The 17,427-nt window shown below is 59.2% G+C and carries 12 protein-coding genes and 1 pseudogene; 5 read left to right on the top strand and 8 right to left on the bottom strand.

The annotated features are described in order from the left end of the window. Positions 1 to 48: 48 nt before the first annotated feature. The 4 genes and pseudogenes from nadC to FGD77_RS09845 form a co-directional block, all read right to left on the bottom strand. Complete coding sequence (gene nadC, locus FGD77_RS09860; protein WP_255014171.1) at positions 49 to 912, bottom strand: carboxylating nicotinate-nucleotide diphosphorylase; 864 nt, start codon at positions 910 to 912, stop codon at positions 49 to 51. Next, positions 912 to 2,477, bottom strand: a complete 1,566-nt coding sequence (locus tag FGD77_RS09855) for an L-aspartate oxidase (protein WP_255009048.1) — start codon at positions 2,475 to 2,477, stop codon at positions 912 to 914. The genes nadC and FGD77_RS09855 overlap by 1 nt, the downstream gene beginning before the upstream one ends. Before the next feature lie 13 nt (positions 2,478 to 2,490). Beyond that, the gene (nadA, locus tag FGD77_RS09850) at positions 2,491 to 3,540 is read right to left on the bottom strand and encodes a quinolinate synthase NadA (protein WP_255009046.1); all 1,050 of its coding nucleotides are present in this window, start codon (positions 3,538 to 3,540) and stop codon (positions 2,491 to 2,493) included. Between the two features lie 369 nt (positions 3,541 to 3,909). Next, positions 3,910 to 5,137 (bottom strand): annotated as a pseudogene (locus tag FGD77_RS09845) (IS256 family transposase). Between the two features lie 391 nt (positions 5,138 to 5,528). Here FGD77_RS09845 and FGD77_RS09840 point away from each other — a divergent pair. The 3 genes from FGD77_RS09840 to FGD77_RS09830 all read left to right on the top strand — a co-directional run bounded on the left by FGD77_RS09840 (position 5,529) and on the right by FGD77_RS09830 (position 9,538). Further along, on the top strand, positions 5,529 to 6,707 hold the full coding sequence (locus tag FGD77_RS09840) for a BCCT family transporter (RefSeq protein ID WP_255009043.1): 1,179 nt from the start codon (positions 5,529 to 5,531) through the stop codon (positions 6,705 to 6,707). Between the two features lie 155 nt (positions 6,708 to 6,862). Then, positions 6,863 to 8,335, top strand: coding sequence for a betaine-aldehyde dehydrogenase (gene betB / locus FGD77_RS09835; protein WP_255009042.1), 1,473 nt, complete (start codon positions 6,863 to 6,865; stop codon positions 8,333 to 8,335). Between the two features lie 147 nt (positions 8,336 to 8,482). After that, positions 8,483 to 9,538, top strand: coding sequence for an HAD family hydrolase (locus tag FGD77_RS09830; protein ID WP_255009040.1), 1,056 nt, complete (start codon positions 8,483 to 8,485; stop codon positions 9,536 to 9,538). Positions 9,539 to 10,145: 607 nt separating this feature from the next. Here the strand turns inward: FGD77_RS09830 and FGD77_RS09825 are convergent. Genes FGD77_RS09825 through FGD77_RS09810 form a run of 4 tightly spaced genes read right to left on the bottom strand, consistent with a single transcriptional unit; the run spans position 10,146 to position 13,952 of the window. Then, complete coding sequence (locus tag FGD77_RS09825; RefSeq protein ID WP_255009039.1) at positions 10,146 to 11,174, bottom strand: iron chelate uptake ABC transporter family permease subunit; 1,029 nt, start codon at positions 11,172 to 11,174, stop codon at positions 10,146 to 10,148. Then, positions 11,171 to 12,169: an iron ABC transporter permease gene (locus FGD77_RS09820; RefSeq protein WP_255009038.1), complete on the bottom strand. Its 999-nt coding sequence runs from the start codon at positions 12,167 to 12,169 to the stop codon at positions 11,171 to 11,173. Before FGD77_RS09820 ends, FGD77_RS09825 begins: the two co-directional genes overlap by 4 nt. After that, positions 12,166 to 13,095 carry a Fe2+-enterobactin ABC transporter substrate-binding protein gene (gene fepB, locus FGD77_RS09815; protein ID WP_255009037.1) on the bottom strand — a complete coding sequence of 310 codons (930 nt, stop codon included), beginning with the start codon at positions 13,093 to 13,095 and terminating at the stop codon, positions 12,166 to 12,168. Before fepB ends, FGD77_RS09820 begins: the two co-directional genes overlap by 4 nt. Continuing rightward, positions 13,092 to 13,952, bottom strand: a complete 861-nt coding sequence (locus tag FGD77_RS09810; RefSeq protein WP_255009036.1) for a siderophore-interacting protein — start codon at positions 13,950 to 13,952, stop codon at positions 13,092 to 13,094. Before FGD77_RS09810 ends, fepB begins: the two co-directional genes overlap by 4 nt. A gap of 165 nt (positions 13,953 to 14,117) precedes the next feature. Between FGD77_RS09810 and FGD77_RS09805 the strand changes: the two genes are divergently transcribed. Further along, positions 14,118 to 14,948: an ABC transporter ATP-binding protein gene (locus FGD77_RS09805; protein WP_255009035.1), complete on the top strand. Its 831-nt coding sequence runs from the start codon at positions 14,118 to 14,120 to the stop codon at positions 14,946 to 14,948. A 221-nt stretch (positions 14,949 to 15,169) separates the two neighbouring features. Further along, positions 15,170 to 17,245 (top strand): TonB-dependent receptor, encoded by a 2,076-nt coding sequence (locus FGD77_RS09800; RefSeq protein ID WP_255009034.1) that lies wholly within the window; start codon positions 15,170 to 15,172, stop codon positions 17,243 to 17,245. Positions 17,246 to 17,427: the final 182 nt, after the last annotated feature.

Genomic DNA, 17,427 nt, shown 5'->3' with positions numbered 1-17,427 from the left:
AATTTTTAATGCGTAAGATCCGCGCGTTGCATCGCAACCGATGCATATCTACGGGCGGCGCTCTTGAAAATCCAACCCCAGATCAATGGTCCGGGCGGAATGGGTCAGGGCACCGGACGAGATATAGTCAACGCCCGTTGCCGCGACTTCCGCGATCCGATTCAGCTGCATATTTCCCGATGCTTCGAGGGCAATCGTGCCCTTGGTCATGGCGACGGCCTCTGTGAGGGTGGCTGTGTCCATATTATCAAGCAGGACAACATCAGCGCCGCCTTCGTCCAGCACCTCGGCCAGTTGGTCCAGACGATCCACTTCGATCTCGACCCGAATCATGTGCGAGGCGCGCTGCTTGACTGACCGAAGGGCCGGGCGGACGCCGCCGACTGCGGCGATGTGGTTATCCTTGATAAGAATAGCATCAGAGAGCGAAAAGCGATGATTGAACCCGCCGCCGTGCAGCACCGCCTGCTTTTCCACCAACCGTAAGCCCGGCGTGGTCTTGCGGGTGCAGGTAATCCGGGTTCGTGTTCCCCTGGTTTCCGCAACAAAGGCCGCTGTCAGCGTGGCAATGCCCGCCAATCGACCGGCGAAATTCAGCGCCACTCGTTCTGCCGACAGGATGGACGCGGCAGAGCCAGTGATTTCCATCAGCACATCCCCTTGGGAAATCGAGCGCCCGTCCGGTTTCAGGCATCGGATATCCAGCGACCGGTCGATCAGCCGGAATGCGATTTCGGCGACCTGCATACCCGATACGACACCGTCCTCCCGCGCGCGCAACTGGGCGGTATATATGGTGTCGGCAGGGATTACAGTGCGCGTTGTGAGGTCGCCGTACGTGCCCAGATCTTCCATTAGCGCCGCGCGGACCACAGGCTCCAGAATCATTTCGGGCAGGGGTGGGAAGGTCATCATAGTGCGGCCTCTATCGTATTGCGCAGGGCGATTGCATCGGCGAACATCTGGCGGCTGCGACGCGCCGTGTCCGAGGGTGCGGGAAAATCCCGTCGATAATGGGCGCCACGGCTTTCTTCGCGCAGTAACGCGGCGGCGGCGATCATGGTCGCACAGGCGGTCATGTTGCGCAGGCCGGTACAGTCGGGCTGCGCCGCCTCGATCCGGGCTATGGTGCGAAGCGCCCGCTTCAATCCATCTGCATCCCGCACGACGCCTACACCGCTGGTCATCGCATTGCGCAATTGCTGCACCAAACCCGGATCAGGTGGCGTGCCCGCCGGCAGGTCGGGCAGCGTCACCACGGCAACGTCGGACAAAGGAATATCCAACGCGACATCAATGCTCTGTGCGCAGCGGCGTGCATAAACCAACGCTTCGAGTAGACCGTTGGAGGCAAGCCGGTTTGCCCCGTGCAGCCCCGTTGAGGATGCTTCGCCGCAAACCCACAGATTGCCAAGGCTGGCACGACTCCCATCGTCAGTTTCGATACCGCCCATGTGATAATGCGCGGCGGCGGCGACGGGGATCATCTGGACCGCGGCGTCAATACCAGCCCGCGCGCAAGCCTGAGCGACTGCGGGAAAATCAGTCAGCACCCGGCCCCCCAGGGCCGCACGCGTATCCAACATGGGGCGCAAGCCCGCCTGCGTTTGAGCATAGATCGCCCGCGCCACGACATCACGTGGCGCAAGTTCCGCATCGGCATGAATCGGCAGCATGAACCGGTCGCCGTTGCTGTTGACCAGATGTGCGCCCGCACCGCGCAGGGCCTCTGTCGCCAGCGGCGCGGGATCCTCTCCGCAATCAATCGCGGTGGGGTGAAACTGAACAAATTCCGCATCGGCAATCGCGGCACCGGCACGGGCGGCCATACCGATCACCTGCCCCCGAATACGCGGCGGGTTGGTAGTCAGCGCAAACAACCCGCCCGACCCGCCACCAGCCACGAGATATGCCGCCCCCCTAAGCATCACCGCAGGGGAGCCTTCGGGGCGAGACAACTCGACCTCGACGCCGATAACGTCACCATCGCGCGTGTCCAGCCCGACGGCCACCACCCCCTCCAGGGCCTGGACCGAGGGGGTCGCGCGCACCTGTGCGATCAACGCTCGCATGATTTCCGCTCCGGCCTGATCGCCGCGCACCCGGACAACACGGGCAAAACTATGCGCCGCCTCACGGGACATGATGTAATCCCCATTCGCCGCGCGATCAAACGGCGTGCCCAATTCGGTCAGCCTGAGAATGTGCGCCTTGGCCTCTGCGGTCACGGCAGTCGCGACATCGCCATCCACGGTCCCCGCCCCGGCGCGTACCGTGTCGCGGGCATGCATTTGGGCACTGTCGGCAGCGTCCATAGCCGCGGCGACGCCGCCCTGCGCCCATGCAGAGCTGGCCCCTCCCCCCAAGGCTTCGGGTGAGATGATCAGCACCGGTCGCGGTGACAGCATCAGCGCCGCGTAAAGCGCGCCCAAACCTGCGCCTATGATGACGATTCTGTCAGTTTCAATTTCAAACATCGCCGGGGCTACGTCAGCTCGCAAACTTGCGCGACAGGTCTATCATTCTCTCGACGGCGATCCGTGCCTTGGCCGCAACCTGGGGTTCTACCTCGACAGCACCGCTCATCGAGTGCAGGGCCCACAACACCTTTTCCAGCGTGATTTTCTTCATGTAAGGGCACATGTTGCACGGCCCTACGAATTCGACCTCCGGCAGTTCATCCGCAATGTTCGAGGCCATGGAACACTCTGTCACCAGCATCGCCTTTCGCGGTTTTTCCCGGTGGACATAGTCCAGAATGCCACTGGTCGAGCCAGAAAAATCCGCCTCTGCCACCACTTCGGGCGTGCATTCGGGATGCGTGATAATCTGCGTGCCGGGATTCCATTCGCGGAAATCCTGAATGTCCTTGGCTGTATAGCGTTCATGCACGATACACGAGCCTTCCCACCAGACGACACGTTTGCCCGGCACCTCTTTGGCGACGTTCTGCGCCAGATATTTGTCCGGCGTCATGATCACTGTGTCGCCGTCCATCGCCGCAACGATTTGTGCGGCATTGGACGAGGTGCAGCAGATGTCAGACGCGGCTTTGACCTCGGCTGTGGTGTTCACATAGGTCACAACAGGCGCGCCCGGATACCTTGCCCGCATTTCTGCCACGCCTTCGGCGGTGATGCTTTCGGCCAGCGAACAGCCCGCTTCCATATCCGGGATCAGCACCGTCTTGGGCGGGTTCAGGATCTTCGAGGTTTCCGCCATGAAGTGTACGCCGCACTGCACAATCACGTCGGCGTCCACCTCGGTTGCCTTGATTGCGAGCTGTAGGCTATCGCCGACAAAATCCGCGATGCCGTGAAAGATTTCCGGGGTCATGTAATTATGCGCCAGAATGACCGCGTTGCGCTTTTTCTTGAGCGCGTTGATTGCAGCTACATAAGGCGCGTAGATTGCCCAATCCGGGGGCGCCACGACACGCTCCATCCGGGCGTAGATATCGTGCATCTCGGCGGCAAGCTCCGGTGAAGGCGACAGCGCATAATGAGATGCAAGTTCGCGCTCACGTATAGTGTCACGCATCGATTTACTCCTTGGCCAGCCAGATCGGTCGGGATTGCTATAGGGTGACCTCCCCTTTTCAGCACCCTGCATCGTGGGACACGATGTCAGCGGTGCGAAACGCTAGTTGAAGGCGTACCGATGAGCAATAAGATATCTGAGTCAGGTGCTCTGCCAAAACTACCGTGGTTCTGATGCGATAACAGTATCGGGGTCTGATATCATGTATGGATTGGCCCGTGAGGCTCACTGCTGGCGCGGCACAATCCCTTCAAACATCATCGCTGTTCGAATAAGAGCATTCTGTTGGCGGTGCCGCTGCATGGTGGTGTCTCGAATCTGGTGGAAATTCCCCGGCGGCGTTCTCCGAGTATGGGGATTTGGGCCTGATCAGGCCGCGAGGTCAAGGCTGATCGGGGCGATGGGCTGAGCCAGCGTTTCCCAACCGTCCACTTTCCGCATCTGGATCTGGCCCGATGCCATCAGCGCCCAGAGCAGCATCGGCACGGTTTCGGCGCAGGGCAGCACGGTTTGGGTTTTGATGCGGCGGCGGAACTCCTCGTTCAGGCGCTCGATGGCGTTTGTCGTGCGGGCTGATTTCCACTGCGGCGGGTCCAGCCGGGTGAAGGTGAACAGCCGGTCTCCGGCCTCTTCCAGGCTGTCCGCCACCGCGCGGCATTTCAACCGCCATTTGCGCAGGAACGCCTTGCGGCGCTTGTCGATTTCAGCCGCATTTTCGGCATAGATCATGTCGCGATAATCCTCGGTCAACTCGTCCTGCATGCGTTTCGGGGCGTGGCCGAGAAGATTGCGATGCTTGTGAACCGTGCAGCGCTGGATCGGCAGGTCCTCTCCCCAGAGCGCGACAAGAGCGGCCTCAAGACCGGGAGCGCCGTCGACAATGACAAACTCCGGTCGCTTCAGGCCGCGCGCGTCGAGATCGCCGAGAAACTCGGCCCAGGCAGCCTTGCTTTCACCGCCCATATTCATAATCGAGAGCAGCACCTTCTGCCCGTCCCGGCGTATGCCGATAGCCGCCAGCACCGAGATGTTGGTGGCTTTCTTGTCAATGCGCGTCTTGATCACCGTGCCGTCGAGGATCAGCCGGACGATGTCCTCATTGGCCAGGTTGCGCGCCACCCAGGCATCCCAGTCGACCTTCACCTTGCGCCAGGCCCGGCTGACCACATCCTTGCTCACCGCGCCTTCGAATAGCCCATACAGCGCCCGTTTCACGCGCCGCGTGTTGGTGCCTGCCAGGTAGACCGAGGCAATCAGCGCTTCAGCCTTCTTGGTCAGCCGCTGATAACGCGGCAGCGCCTTCGAGCGCCATTCCGTGGTCTTGCCGGTCTCATCGACGGCGCGGGCACGCGGCACGCTTATCGTCTCCGGTCCCAAACGTGCCAATCAACTGACGCTCCCGGTGGCCGTGCCGGTAGCCCGTGGGTTTGTCGGTGCTGCGGTCATAGCGGCAGCGCCCCAGAAACGCCTCCAATTCCTCTTCGAAAACCGCCTCGATCGTGGCGCGGATATTTTCTCGAAGGCGATCCTCGATCGGATCATGGCCCGTTTCATTGGACAGTAGCGAAAGCGTGGCAGTGTCGGTATTGTTCTTCATGGCGTGATCTCCCTGGCGGTGTCAGCCGCCGGTTGGGTGGGTTCAAGTCACCCGGAGATTACGCCACCTTCGAATTTCTACCACCTTCGCGACACGACCCGCTGCATTGGCGATATCCGCTCTTGTACAGGGATGTGCTGGACCTGCTGGCTGAGCGCCGCATGCGCGGCAGCGTCACATCGCCCCTTCTGCGGCCAGGCAAAACCGACGCAACAGAACCGCCAAGTGTCGTGCCTAAGAAAAGCCCATAGAACAAATGTGCTAAGAATTCTACAAGCGTGCAAAAGGGCTGCTGACGGAGACCGTCAGGAAGCGTGGATAACCGCACTAGCCAATTGGGAGGAACTATATGGCGGCTTTACTATCAATAATAATCTCATTCGGGATTATAATGGCACTTGCGCTTGTGGCGTTTTGCGTCGTCAAATGGTGGAACTTACGGGTTATCGGCGTCACGCCCGTGCCGCTTTTCACCTTCATCGCCATTTTGTTCACATCGGGGCTTGATGTGGGTCTCATCATGTTCCCGCTTGGCGAATTTCCAACCTATGCTGACACCGCCAACGCCGGGGATTACGGATTTACGAACCCGCTGGCGATTGAATTCGGGTTTTGGGGCTTTCTGATCTGGAGCTTCTACTTCCTGACCAGCTTCTATTTTTGTGTCATTGAGCCACGGGTCAAGTTTTTTGAAATTCCGTTCGTAAAAATTCTGAACAACATCGTCATCATCGGGACCTGCGCTTTTACGGCCAGCCTCTTTTTGGTCTATCTGCCGTTCTACATTCCTGAGGTAGGTGACGGCGAGACAGTGATCACCACGTTCTATGTGATTGTATTCTGCGTCATCCTGGCGGCCACATATTCCAGCACGGACATAAAATTTGTCAAAGTCCTAAGCGTGGGTTCAACGTACATGTTTCTTGCGTTGATCGTCTTCATGTGGCTGTTCGGCGGAATGGGCTTTGGCGCGATGGCTTCAAACCTGAGCGACCTGGCAACAGGATACTTCGGGAACATTCACAAGTTCGCGTCTCCGATCAACGACTACCATGAGTTCTACCTGTTCTGGTGGTTTGCCTGGTCGATCATGATTGGTCAGTTTACGTCTCGTTTTGTTGGCGGTTTGCGGACACAGCACCTGTTGCTGGCGCTGCTGGTGATCCCGTCTATCCCGCTCGCGATCTGGTTTTCGGTGCTGTATTTCTATTACACCAACGGAATCGACACGACTGGCATCTTGAACATTGCGATGGTCATCGTCGGTGTCACCTTTGTCATCAACTCTCTTGACAGTCTGATCCGGCTTTATTCCGACAACCTTTCACTGACAACTGACCGGTTCGGCAAGGCAGGCTATGTCGCCGGCAACGTCGCCGTTCTGTTCGGCCTCACGCTGGCCTTCCAAAGCCAGTGGCTGCAAATCCAGTGGATTGGTGCTGTTGTTGTCGGCATCTATCTGGCCTGTATCGCTTATATTGTGCTGATGAAGCGGAGGGAGGTTGCCTCCATCGAAGGATCTCCTGAGGAAAACAGCCTCGATTTCGCGAAGATCGAAAGTATTCACTGATCTTAACTTGCCTGCTCCCGCTGGTTCCGGTGGCGGGGGCAGGCACCCAAATTCAGATATCACAGAAGATCGCAGTATTTCCCCCGGCCTGCACCCTGCGCAAAGTTGCGCAGCGCAACGCGATCACGACCTCAAATCCAATGGAGTAAACATCAATGTCCCTATCGCTCACCCCGCAAGGATCGCATTTCGTTGACGGCGCGTATGTTGAGGATGCCGACGGAGCTGTCATCGACGTGATCTTTCCGGCGACGGGGGAACAGATGGCCAAGCTGCATTCGGCAACGACTGCCATCGTCGAAGCAGCCGTGGAAAGTGCGCAACGGGCGCAGCGTATATGGGCGGCAGTCTCACCACTGGAACGCGGGCGCGTTCTGCAGCGGGCGGCGCAATTGATCCGTGAGAACAACGAAGCCCTGTCAGAGCTGGAAACCTATGACACTGGCAAACCCATTCAGGAAACCCTGGTGGCGGATGCGACATCGGGCGCCGACAGTCTGGAGTTTTTTGGCGGCATGATAGCGGCCGATAGCGGCCAGTATATCCCCCTCGGCGGCGGAGATTTCGCCCTGACCAAACGCGAACCTCTTGGCGTTTGCCTGGGGATTGGTGCGTGGAACTACCCCACGCAAATTGCGTGCTGGAAGGCGGCCCCCGCATTGGCGGGAGGGAACGCGATGATATTCAAACCCTCCGAAACAACTCCGCTTTGCGCCCTGAAAATCGCCGAGATTTTTATAGAGGCCGGTGCGCCAAAGGGGCTGTTCAATGTGGTCCAGGGCTACGGAGATGTCGGGGCAATGCTTGTCAATCATCCCGGCATTGAAAAGGTGTCGCTGACAGGATCCGTGCCGACCGGCCGCAAGGTCGCGGGCGCGGCGGCGGCAGCGTTGAAACACATCACCATGGAATTGGGCGGCAAATCTCCGATACTTGTCTTTGAAGATGCCGATATTGAAAGCGCCATAGGCGCGGCGATGTTGGGGAATTTCTATTCCTCCGGCCAGATATGTTCGAATGGCACACGCGTGTTCGTGCATGAGGCAATTCATGACCGGTTTGTCGCCCGCCTGACCGAACGCACCGAAAGCATCCTCATCGGTGATCCGCGTAATCCCGATGTGCAATATGGTCCCATGGTCACCAAAGCACAGATGCAGATCGCATTGGATTATATTGAGATCGGCAAGGCAGAAGGGGCTACATTGCAAACCGGAGGCGTGCGCGTTTCACCCAGCGATGCGCCGGACGGGTTCTTTGTCAGCCCCGCCGTTTTCATCGGTGTCACCGATGACATGCGAATCGCCCGCGAAGAGATTTTCGGCCCCGTTATGAGTGTGTTGAAATTTGCCAGCGAAGATGAGGTCGTCGCACGCGCCAATGCCACCGAATTTGGCCTTGCCGCCGGCATTTTCACCCAGGACATAACGCGGGCACACCGTGTCATCGACCGACTGGAGGCTGGCACATGTTGGATCAACACTTACAATCAGACGCCGGTTCAGATGCCTTTTGGTGGCGTCAAGGCCTCGGGCTTTGGCCGCGAAAATTCGGCCGCCGCGCTTGATCACTACACACAGCTGAAATCAGTCTATGTGGCCGCGGGTCCTGTCGACAGCCCCTACTGATGCATCAGGGCCCTACGTATAGAGTTCGGGTTGGGGCCTTTCGACCTGAAAGCTATGTTTCCTGACAAATTTTCACTTTTGTGTCACGCTGCCAAGGAAGCGCATGGAGACCTCGGAGCTATTCAACTGAAAAAGGGATAACACCACATGAAAATTAGAAACCTGATCGGGGCCACTGGTCTGGCCGCTTGTTTCGCTTTTACAGCGTCCGCGACAGAGCTGCTGACTTGGCCCGCAGATGCGGCAGAGAAGCTGAATGCGCTGATCGACGCCAACGCAAATTCCGGGGCCTATGCCGTTTTTGACATGGATAACACCATGTATCATTACGATCTGACCGAGTCCCTCCTGCCATTCCTGGAGATGAAAGGCGTCCTGACCCGCGAAACGCTTGATCCTTCGCTTGTCGTGATCCCTTTCAAGGATACAGCGGACCACAAAGAAAGCCTGAACAGCTACTACTACCGTTTGTGCGAAGTCGATGACATGGTCTGTTACCCTTGGGTCGCGCAGAGCTTCTCCGGTCTCACCGTGGGGGAGCTGGAAGGTTATGTGGACGAGCTGATGGCTTATGACGGTGAAATCCCGATCACCTATTATGACGGCGATGAGGTTGTCGAAGGCACAGTCAACCGGCCGGAAATTTACCAGGGACAGGTCGAGCTGGTGAACCGCCTGATGGAAAATGGCATCGAAGTGTACATCATTTCTGCCGCGAACGAAGAAGCTGTCCGCGCCGTCGCCTCGGATCCTCAGTATGGTTATAATATCAAACCAGAAAATGTCCTGGGGGTTTCGATGCTTTTGAAAGACCCGGAAACCGGCGAAGTAACCACGTCACGCAAGCAGATACGTGAGGGCAATTATGATGAGCAAGGGAATAAAAACCTGGTTGTGACACCCTACCTGTGGACGCCCACCACATGGATGTCCGGCAAGGCCGGCGCCATATTGGAGTATCTGGACCAGTGGAAAAAGCCGATCATCGTAGCCGGTGACACTCCCGCAAATGACAGTTTCATGCTGTTTCATTCCACAGATGTTGTGAATGGCGGCGTGCGAATCTGGGTCGACCGCAAAGATAAATACATGGTGCAGATCGAAGAAATGTGGACCAAATATGCGGCAGAGCAGACAGCCCTTGGGCAAGACCCGACAGCCGACAAAAACTGGATTGTCGTGAAAGACGAAGAAATTCAGTAACGAATTGAAGCGGAGATGACGGCAACGCCGCCTGACCGGGCCTCAAATAATTAGGGCCTGTCAGTCGGTTCTGCTGCGTTGAGGCCCGTAAAGGTAATGCACGGCCCCTGATGATATGCGATTGGCCTACAGGATCACATCCAGCCGCTCGTTCCTTTGTCGCCGTCATCGTTTCCCGCCGGATGTGATCGCCCGGACGGTCCGGCTGTGGGTTAAGAAATTCGGTCATGGGTACACAGCCGATATCCGCTGCAGATCGCGGGCCAGTATAATGGCAAGTGACCGTTCGACGAGGTCGTGATCACGACGCCGGGTAGAAACACTGCAAGTTTTGCTTCAGCCTTTGACGCCCACGGTATGCTTGATGCTCTTCTGTCTATGGCGGATGCCGCAGACCCAGCGGCCCCAAAAGGCGCCGGGCCAGATCGCGTATGAAATCATGCAGGCGAACCCGGCGTCCACCTTTTATCGCGCAGTCCAAGACCGACCCGGGCAACAGCCCCCAATGCGCGTCGGCATGATGCCCGGTTAAGGGTAACAGAGCCCCGTCCCTACGTGGCGGCAAATGATCCACGGCAGTGCAGCGGCGCATCGGGGCGGGGCCGGGTTAGCGCTGCCGGGTCATCACGGCAAGCAGGTACAGCCCCCCAAGAAACCCCGTTGTCAGTCCCACTGGCAAGACAAGCCCGAAGGGCACTGCCTGGCTTAGCAAATCTGCAGCCATCAAAAGGGCGGCGCCGGTGGTCGCAGCCGAAATCAATGGAACCTCGGGCGATGCTGTCAACCGGCGCGCAATCTGTGGAGCGGCGAGGGCGATAAATGCGATGGGTCCTGTCGCGGCTGTACCGATCGAACTCAACCCGACCGCCACGAGCACCAGCACCACGCGCGTCCGGGCGATCGGAATGCCAAGCTGACGGGCCATGTCTTCGCCCATTTCCAGGACCGCCAGCCGCCGGGCCATCCCCCAGACCGGCGGTGCAAAAAGCGCCAACCCCACGGCGACCGTGGTGACGTGTGCCCAGTTGCGGGCGTTAAGCGAGCCGGCCAGCCAGACCTGTGCCGCCATCACAATGTCGATCTGACCCATGGTTAGCAGCAATGTGTTTGCCCCTGCCAAAAACGCCCCCGCGCCAATGCCGACGAGAACCAGGCGGTAGCCGCCACCGCTTGACCCGCGTCGGGCCAATAGCAGCACGACAAGCGCCGTCAGCATTCCCGAACCGACGGCGGCAGCAGCGGTGCGTAGTGGATCAAGACTGCCGAGGACGATCTGCATCACCGCCCCCGTTGCGGCGCCAGTGGTAAAGCCGATGACGTCCGGTGACCCCAGCGGATTGCGCGACAGCGATTGGAACACGGCCCCCGCAATTCCAAGCGCAGCCCCCACACCTGCCGCTGTCAAAACGCGGGGTAGGCGCACGCGTGTCAGGATGCGTGTGGCCATCGGGTCACTTTCGCCGGTCAGCGCCACGATGATCTGTCCGAATGTCAGCGGCAATTTTCCGGTCGCCAGTAGCAATAGCGCCAGCCCCAAGGCCGCAGCCAGCAGTGCACACCCGGCGGCGAGTGACCTTGGCCGCCACAACATGCTGATACGGCCGACGCGGAACAGGGACCGCCCTTTCAGTTTCATACGCGCGCCAAACGGAAACGTCGCACGACGTGGATGAAGAACGGCCCCCCCAGAAGCGCGGCGACAATGCCCGCAGCGACTTCGCTAGGCGCTACCACCACGCGGGCAAGTATATCTGACAACAAAAGAAGCAGGGCACCGATCAGCCCGGCAAGTGGCAGTGCCCGAACGCTTCCGGGACCGACAAAGGCGCGCGCGGCATGCGGCGCCACCAGCCCGATAAAGGCGATTGGCCCCGCTGCCGCCGTGGCCCCTCCCGCAAGGACCATCACTGCAAAACACGCCAGCGCCCATATGCGGCGCGGACTAAGGCCCAGCACACGGCCAAGATCCTGCCCCAAAGCCAACGCATCCAGCGCGGGGGCCAGCATTGCGGCAAGCCCCCCCCCGACCAGCAACACAACGAGCATGATCAGGCTGACCTCCATGCCGCGCCCCTCAAGCGCTCCAGCGCCCCAGTTGCGAAAAATGTCCAGCACTCCCAAGCCGGAATTCAGAATCAGCAGGCCGGACGCTGCGCCAAGCGCCACCGAAAGCCCTGCCCCGGCGAGCACCAGGCGTACAGGGTCGGTGCCGCTTTCATGCGCCCGACCAAGCACAAAAACGGCCACCCCCGCCAGCCCTGCACCGAGGATGCCGAACCAGATATATTGCGTGATCCCCGTCAGGTTAAAGGCCATGGCGCCGATCACCACTGCCAGCGCAGCGCCCGAGTTGACCCCCAGCAAGCCCGGTTCGGCAAGCGGGTTGCGTGTCACAGCTTGCATCAGCGCACCGGCAAGCCCCAGTGACGCACCCGCAGCAACAGCAAGCAACGTGCGTGGAAGGCGTAATTCCCGCACGACGAGATGCAGATCGTTGAACCCGTCATAGGCGGTGAATGCGCGAATTACCTCAGCAAGCGGTACAGGGCGCGAGCCGATTGCGAGGCTCGCCATGAGCAGTATTGCGAGCACTGGCAGCGCAGCAAGGGTGATGCGCCGCGTCGGACTCATTTGGCAAGTTGCGCAGCGACGGTGTCAATCATCGCGAGTCCGGAATAGTAGTCAATCCGGAACGACGTTGGCCCCAGCACGTAAACCCGACCTTCCCGCACGGCCGACACATTTGCCAAAACCGGGTCAGCCATGAAAGTTGCGACGTCTTCGTCGTCGGCGGCCAGTAGAAATACGCTGTCACCAGTGATCGCCGCAGGCAGGTTTTCGTGCGAGATGAAGTCAAATTCGCGGGATTGTTGCACCGCGCCTGCTAGCTCGGCAGGGATGCCGGTGACGGTGAAACCCATCTCGGCCAACACCCGCGCATGGGCACTAATGGGTTTGCTGACCCCATAAGATCCGAAAAAATTATAGGAGACGATGCTTACGCTGCCTTCGGGATGCCGAATTTTATCTGCTGTGGCATGAGCCGCCAGCCTGAAGTCCTGCGTGATCTTTTCGGCTTGTGCCTCATGGCCGGTGGCGCGGCCCAGTTTTGCCGCGATCTGCTCCCACGAGTTTACCCCGTAGTTCAAGGTGATGACCGGATAGCCCAAAGCTTCTATTTCACCGACGAAGGGTAGCACGCTATCCCCGCCGGTCTCGGACACCACAACCAGATCCGGGTCGGCAATCATCAATGCCTCGATATCAAAGTTGAAATCACGATAGAGTGGCTCGACTCCGCGTTCATGCGCTGTTTCGGCCCATTGATTGAAGAAGCCGGAGTCATCTGACAATTGCCCTGCGACCGCCGAGGCGGTCGCCAATAGCGGCGCGTCGATGGCCAGCAACGTGCCGGTGAGGCTGGGCGACGTTGACACGATCCGCTGCGGCGGCGCATCGAGAGTCAGCGTGCCGGTGGCGTGATCAATCTGGCGAGGCCAGCTTTCTTCTGCCACCAGCGGGGTCGCGAGAAGGAGCAATGGCAAAAGGAGTTTCATACCGCTTCTTCGCTGTCCATAATTTGCTCCAAGCGCAGCCCCTGTGCACGCCCCTTTTCGTAATTGGCAAGACGCTCCCGGTCGAGCTCCGAGCTGGACGCGCCATACTTCCAGTAGCCAACGACCTGCAGCGCGTCGCGCGCAATCTTCAGACCGCGAAAATGCTTGCGCAGATCGCGCATTTCCGTGCGCTCACCCGCTGCCCAGATCGTCCATTCCTGCGGATCCTCCAGCGCCCTGGCCGCCTTGAAAAGGCGACGGGTGGTGCCAGCCGGTTCCTCTTTGGTGCGGCGTAACAAGGTCATATCAACGCCACTGACCTTGGGCAGGCTGTCGAACGCGGCCTCATCATCCGTGTCCACCCAGACAGCGCCGGCAATCCCATCAGGCCAAGAAGACAAGATCGCATGAATAGCGGGAATAGCGGTGTCATCCGCAAAGAGCGCGGCGCGCTTGCCGTCGGTGAAAGGCGGAACAAAATGCGGTCGCGGCCCCGTCAACCAGGCCCGATCACCGACGCGTGTGTTTTCCAGCCAACGCATCGCAGGGCTGTCATCTTCATGCATGACAAAGTCGATTTCCACCAGTTTGCGCGCAGCGTCGAAGCTTCGGACCGTGTAAACCCGCGTAATCGGGCGCGCAGCCTCGGGGCTTTCAACCTCGATCCGCAACGCCAGGTTGGGTTTCGTCCATTGTTCCGGGTCGGAATCGATAAGCCGCCCGGTTAGCCGCGTAATTGACGGGGAAGGCCGGGCAAGCTTGTGTACCTCCATCTGTACCTGCGTCATATCGCGCTGGTGGTCATCTTCGTTGAGGATGCCGGATGGGTCTTCAACACGGTTTGCTTCTTGGGTCATGCTAGCCTTCTCAGCCGGGTTGCCCCGGTCGGTTTGGGAAATTGTCGGCTGGCTCCGTGTCAGCGGTGCGTGGCGCAGCTTCCAGAGTGGCTCCGACCATATTGCAGAGCGCGGTGCGCGATGCAATACACGAGAGAAATTGTCATGAATTTGCAGGATGCCTCCATGAGCAGCCGTTTGCGCGCCGAAAATGTGACCCTGCGATACGAGGCGCGCGTGATTTCGCGCGATCTTTCGCTGGCCGTGCCTGACGGTGCTTTCACCGCAATCGTCGGCCCCAACGCCTGTGGCAAATCCACGCTATTGCGGGCGCTTGCCAGGCTGCTTTCGCCGGAGCGGGGTCAAGTGGTGTTGGACGGCAAGGCGATAAGCCAGATGCCGTCGCGAGAGGTGGCGCGACTGTTGGGATTGCTGCCCCAGCAACCCATTGCGCCAGATGGAATCACTGTGGCGGATCTGGTGGCACGCGGGCGGTTTCCGCATCAAAGCTTTCTGAGGCAATGGTCCCCCCAAGATCAAGAAGCCGTCGCGAAAGCGCTGGCCGTCACCGGCACGGCGGACCTAGCCGAACGCCCCCTTGCAGATCTGTCCGGAGGGCAGCGGCAGCGGGTATGGATTGCCATGGCGCTGGCTCAGGAAACGCCGATCCTGCTGCTGGACGAACCAACGACCTTTCTTGATATTGTTCACCAGGTTGACCTGCTTGAGATGTTGGCCCGCCTTAACGCTGGCGGGCGCACCATTGTCGTGGTGCTGCACGAGTTGAACCTTGCCTTTCGCTACGCTGATCATGTGGTGGCCATGCGCGATGGTGCCGTTGTCGCCGAAGGCCCGCCGTCTGACATCGTGTCAGAAACCCTCATGCGCGAGGTGTTCGACCTGTCTGCACTGGTGATGCCCGACCCGATGACCGGGCGGCCCATGGTGATTCCCCGCGGCAAGTTCGAGGCCCACCAAACACCCAATACGGCCCAAGCCGACCCGAATGCGACGTAGCGGACAGAGAGGCAGCCGTGATGCGAGGGAGGGGCAAAATGCCCGCGTGTTAGGCGCTGATATGGCGCGCCCGTAAATGCACACATGCCCGAAACAGCGCTTCTGCGCCCCGTTCTCAGATTGACATAACCAGGACGATATGCAAGGAGCGGGCCAATATATCTGCCAGCGAACGGGTGACCCACGCCAGCCAAGGAATATCACAATTCTTGGGGGACACCATGAACCGCACCGCACACGCGCGCCTGATGCGCGGTACCAGCCTTCTGACCATCGCCATCTGCGCCACGCCATCCTTCGCGCAAGAGCAGACCGCGCTGTCTTACAATCTGGGCACGCTGACCTTGAAAGGCGAAAAGGTCGAGCGCGATCTGATGGATACCGCATCCTCGGTCTCGCTTTATACTGCGGAGGATATCAACGACGACGCGCCCGGAAATCCCGACGTGCAGGCGGTTATCGCGGGCACGCCCAATGTGTTTTATCCGGAAAACGTTAGTGCACCGATCATTCGGGGCAACAACTCCGAGGGGCCGCATACCGGCGCAAACGCCTTCTTCGGCGGCACTGTCCCCCGCGCGACGATCAACCTTGACGGCCAGTACCTGGATTACAACGCCTTCTACTTTGGCGCGACCTCTGCCTGGGATGTCGAAAGCATCGAGGTTTTCCGAGGCCCGCAAACCACGTCGCAGGGCGCCAATGCCATTGGCGGCGCCATCGTGGTGAATACCAACGACCCGATATTCGAACGCGAAGGCGCCTATCGTCTCGAATTTGGCGACTACGACCAAAACCGCGCGTCCCTGATGCTCAACACTCCGCTGTGGCAGGATTTCGCGATGCGTGTCGCATTGGACTACAGCGCCCGAGATACGTTCATCAACTATAACGGTGCGGCCTTCATTCAGAACGAAATCGGCCAGAACTTTGAAACAATCAATGGCCGCGCCAAACTGCTCTGGGCACCGTCCGAGATTGCAGGGCTTGAGGTTATGCTGACCTATAGCCGCACCGACAGCACCAGCCCCAGTTCGGAAGGCGCGGCGCCGCCCTATGATGATCTGGATTCGAGCACGATGTTCATGCCCGGCTGGCATCAGGTTTCCGACACGGTAATTTTGGACGCGAACTATAACATGGGCGGCATGACGCTGGCCAATAAATTGCAGTGGACGGGCTCTGATATCGATCGCCGCGTCGGCGTTGCGGCGGCAGGTGACGCTGACATCCAGCGTGACAATTGGAGCAACGAAACCACACTCACCTTCGGCACACCCGACGACGTGCTAAGCGGCTTTGCCGGGCTCTATTACGCCCACACCAATCAAGATGACAGGCTCAACCAAGGCGGGATTTCCACCTTTGACGACACTAAGAAAAACCTCGGTATATACGGGGAAATCAGCTGGCGCTTTGCCCCGGACTGGACCCTGACAGGCGGATTACGCTATCAGCGCGACGAAATCACCCGCACCGGCGTTGTCTCGCCGGTCTTTGCCGACAGCGACCTCAACTACGGGGAAACGTTCGACGCGGTCCTGCCGAAAATCTCGCTGGCCTATGAGGTCAATCCAAACTGGACCGTGGGTGGTCTGGTGTCGAAAGGATACAATCCCGGCGGTGTATCGCTGGATTTCGTCTCTTCCCGGGACTGGGAGGAATACAAAGACGAAACCGTCTGGAACTACGAACTTTTCACCCGGGCCAGCCTGCTGGAGGACCGGTTGCTGCTGACCAGCAACTTGTTCTATGCGCGTTACAAAGACTACCAGTATAACATCATGCAGACTGTGGGCGGGACCACATATATTCACACCATCAACGCGGACGAGGCAGAGGCCTGGGGCCTCGAGATGGCGGTGGATTGGCAGGCGACCAATACATTGCAGCTGAACGCGGGCCTTGGGCTTCTTGCGACCGAAATTACGGGTTTCCCCGCCGCGACAAGCTTTGAGGGGAACGAGTTCGCCCGCGCACCCGGTGCGACACTGACGCTTGGCGCCAGTTGGGACATCACAGATCGCTTCAACCTTGGCGGGCAGGTGCGCTTCGTTGACGGATACTACTCGGACACAGCCAATAGCGCCGCGTACAAGGTCGGCGATTATACGCTTGTGGACATGCGCATGAGCTATGCAATCAAAGATGGGTTTGAGTTTTATGGCTTCGTCAACAACATCTTTGATGAACGCGCGCCCGTGTTGAAACAGGCTGCTCGCGGCACCGTTCCATTCACACAAGCCAGCATGACATCGCCGCGCATGATCGGGATCGGTATCCAAGGGAATTTCTGATCTCGTAGACATAGCGCATGGGGGGCCGTTTTCGCCCCCCCCCCCCAATCTTATGAAAATGGACAGGCCCGTGAATCGACACGTGTAAGATACGGCGGCTCGCGGACCATCGGGTTTGGCGATGATTGCTTCTCCCGGAGGGCGTCGTGAGGCGCTTCCCGAAGTCTGACCGCCGCGACAAA

The organism is Roseovarius sp. M141, assembly GCF_024355225.1.
Lineage (GTDB): Bacteria > Pseudomonadota > Alphaproteobacteria > Rhodobacterales > Rhodobacteraceae > Roseovarius.
The sequence above is the reverse complement of the archived record's forward strand: the minus strand, read 5'-3'. Positions and strand labels throughout refer to the sequence as shown.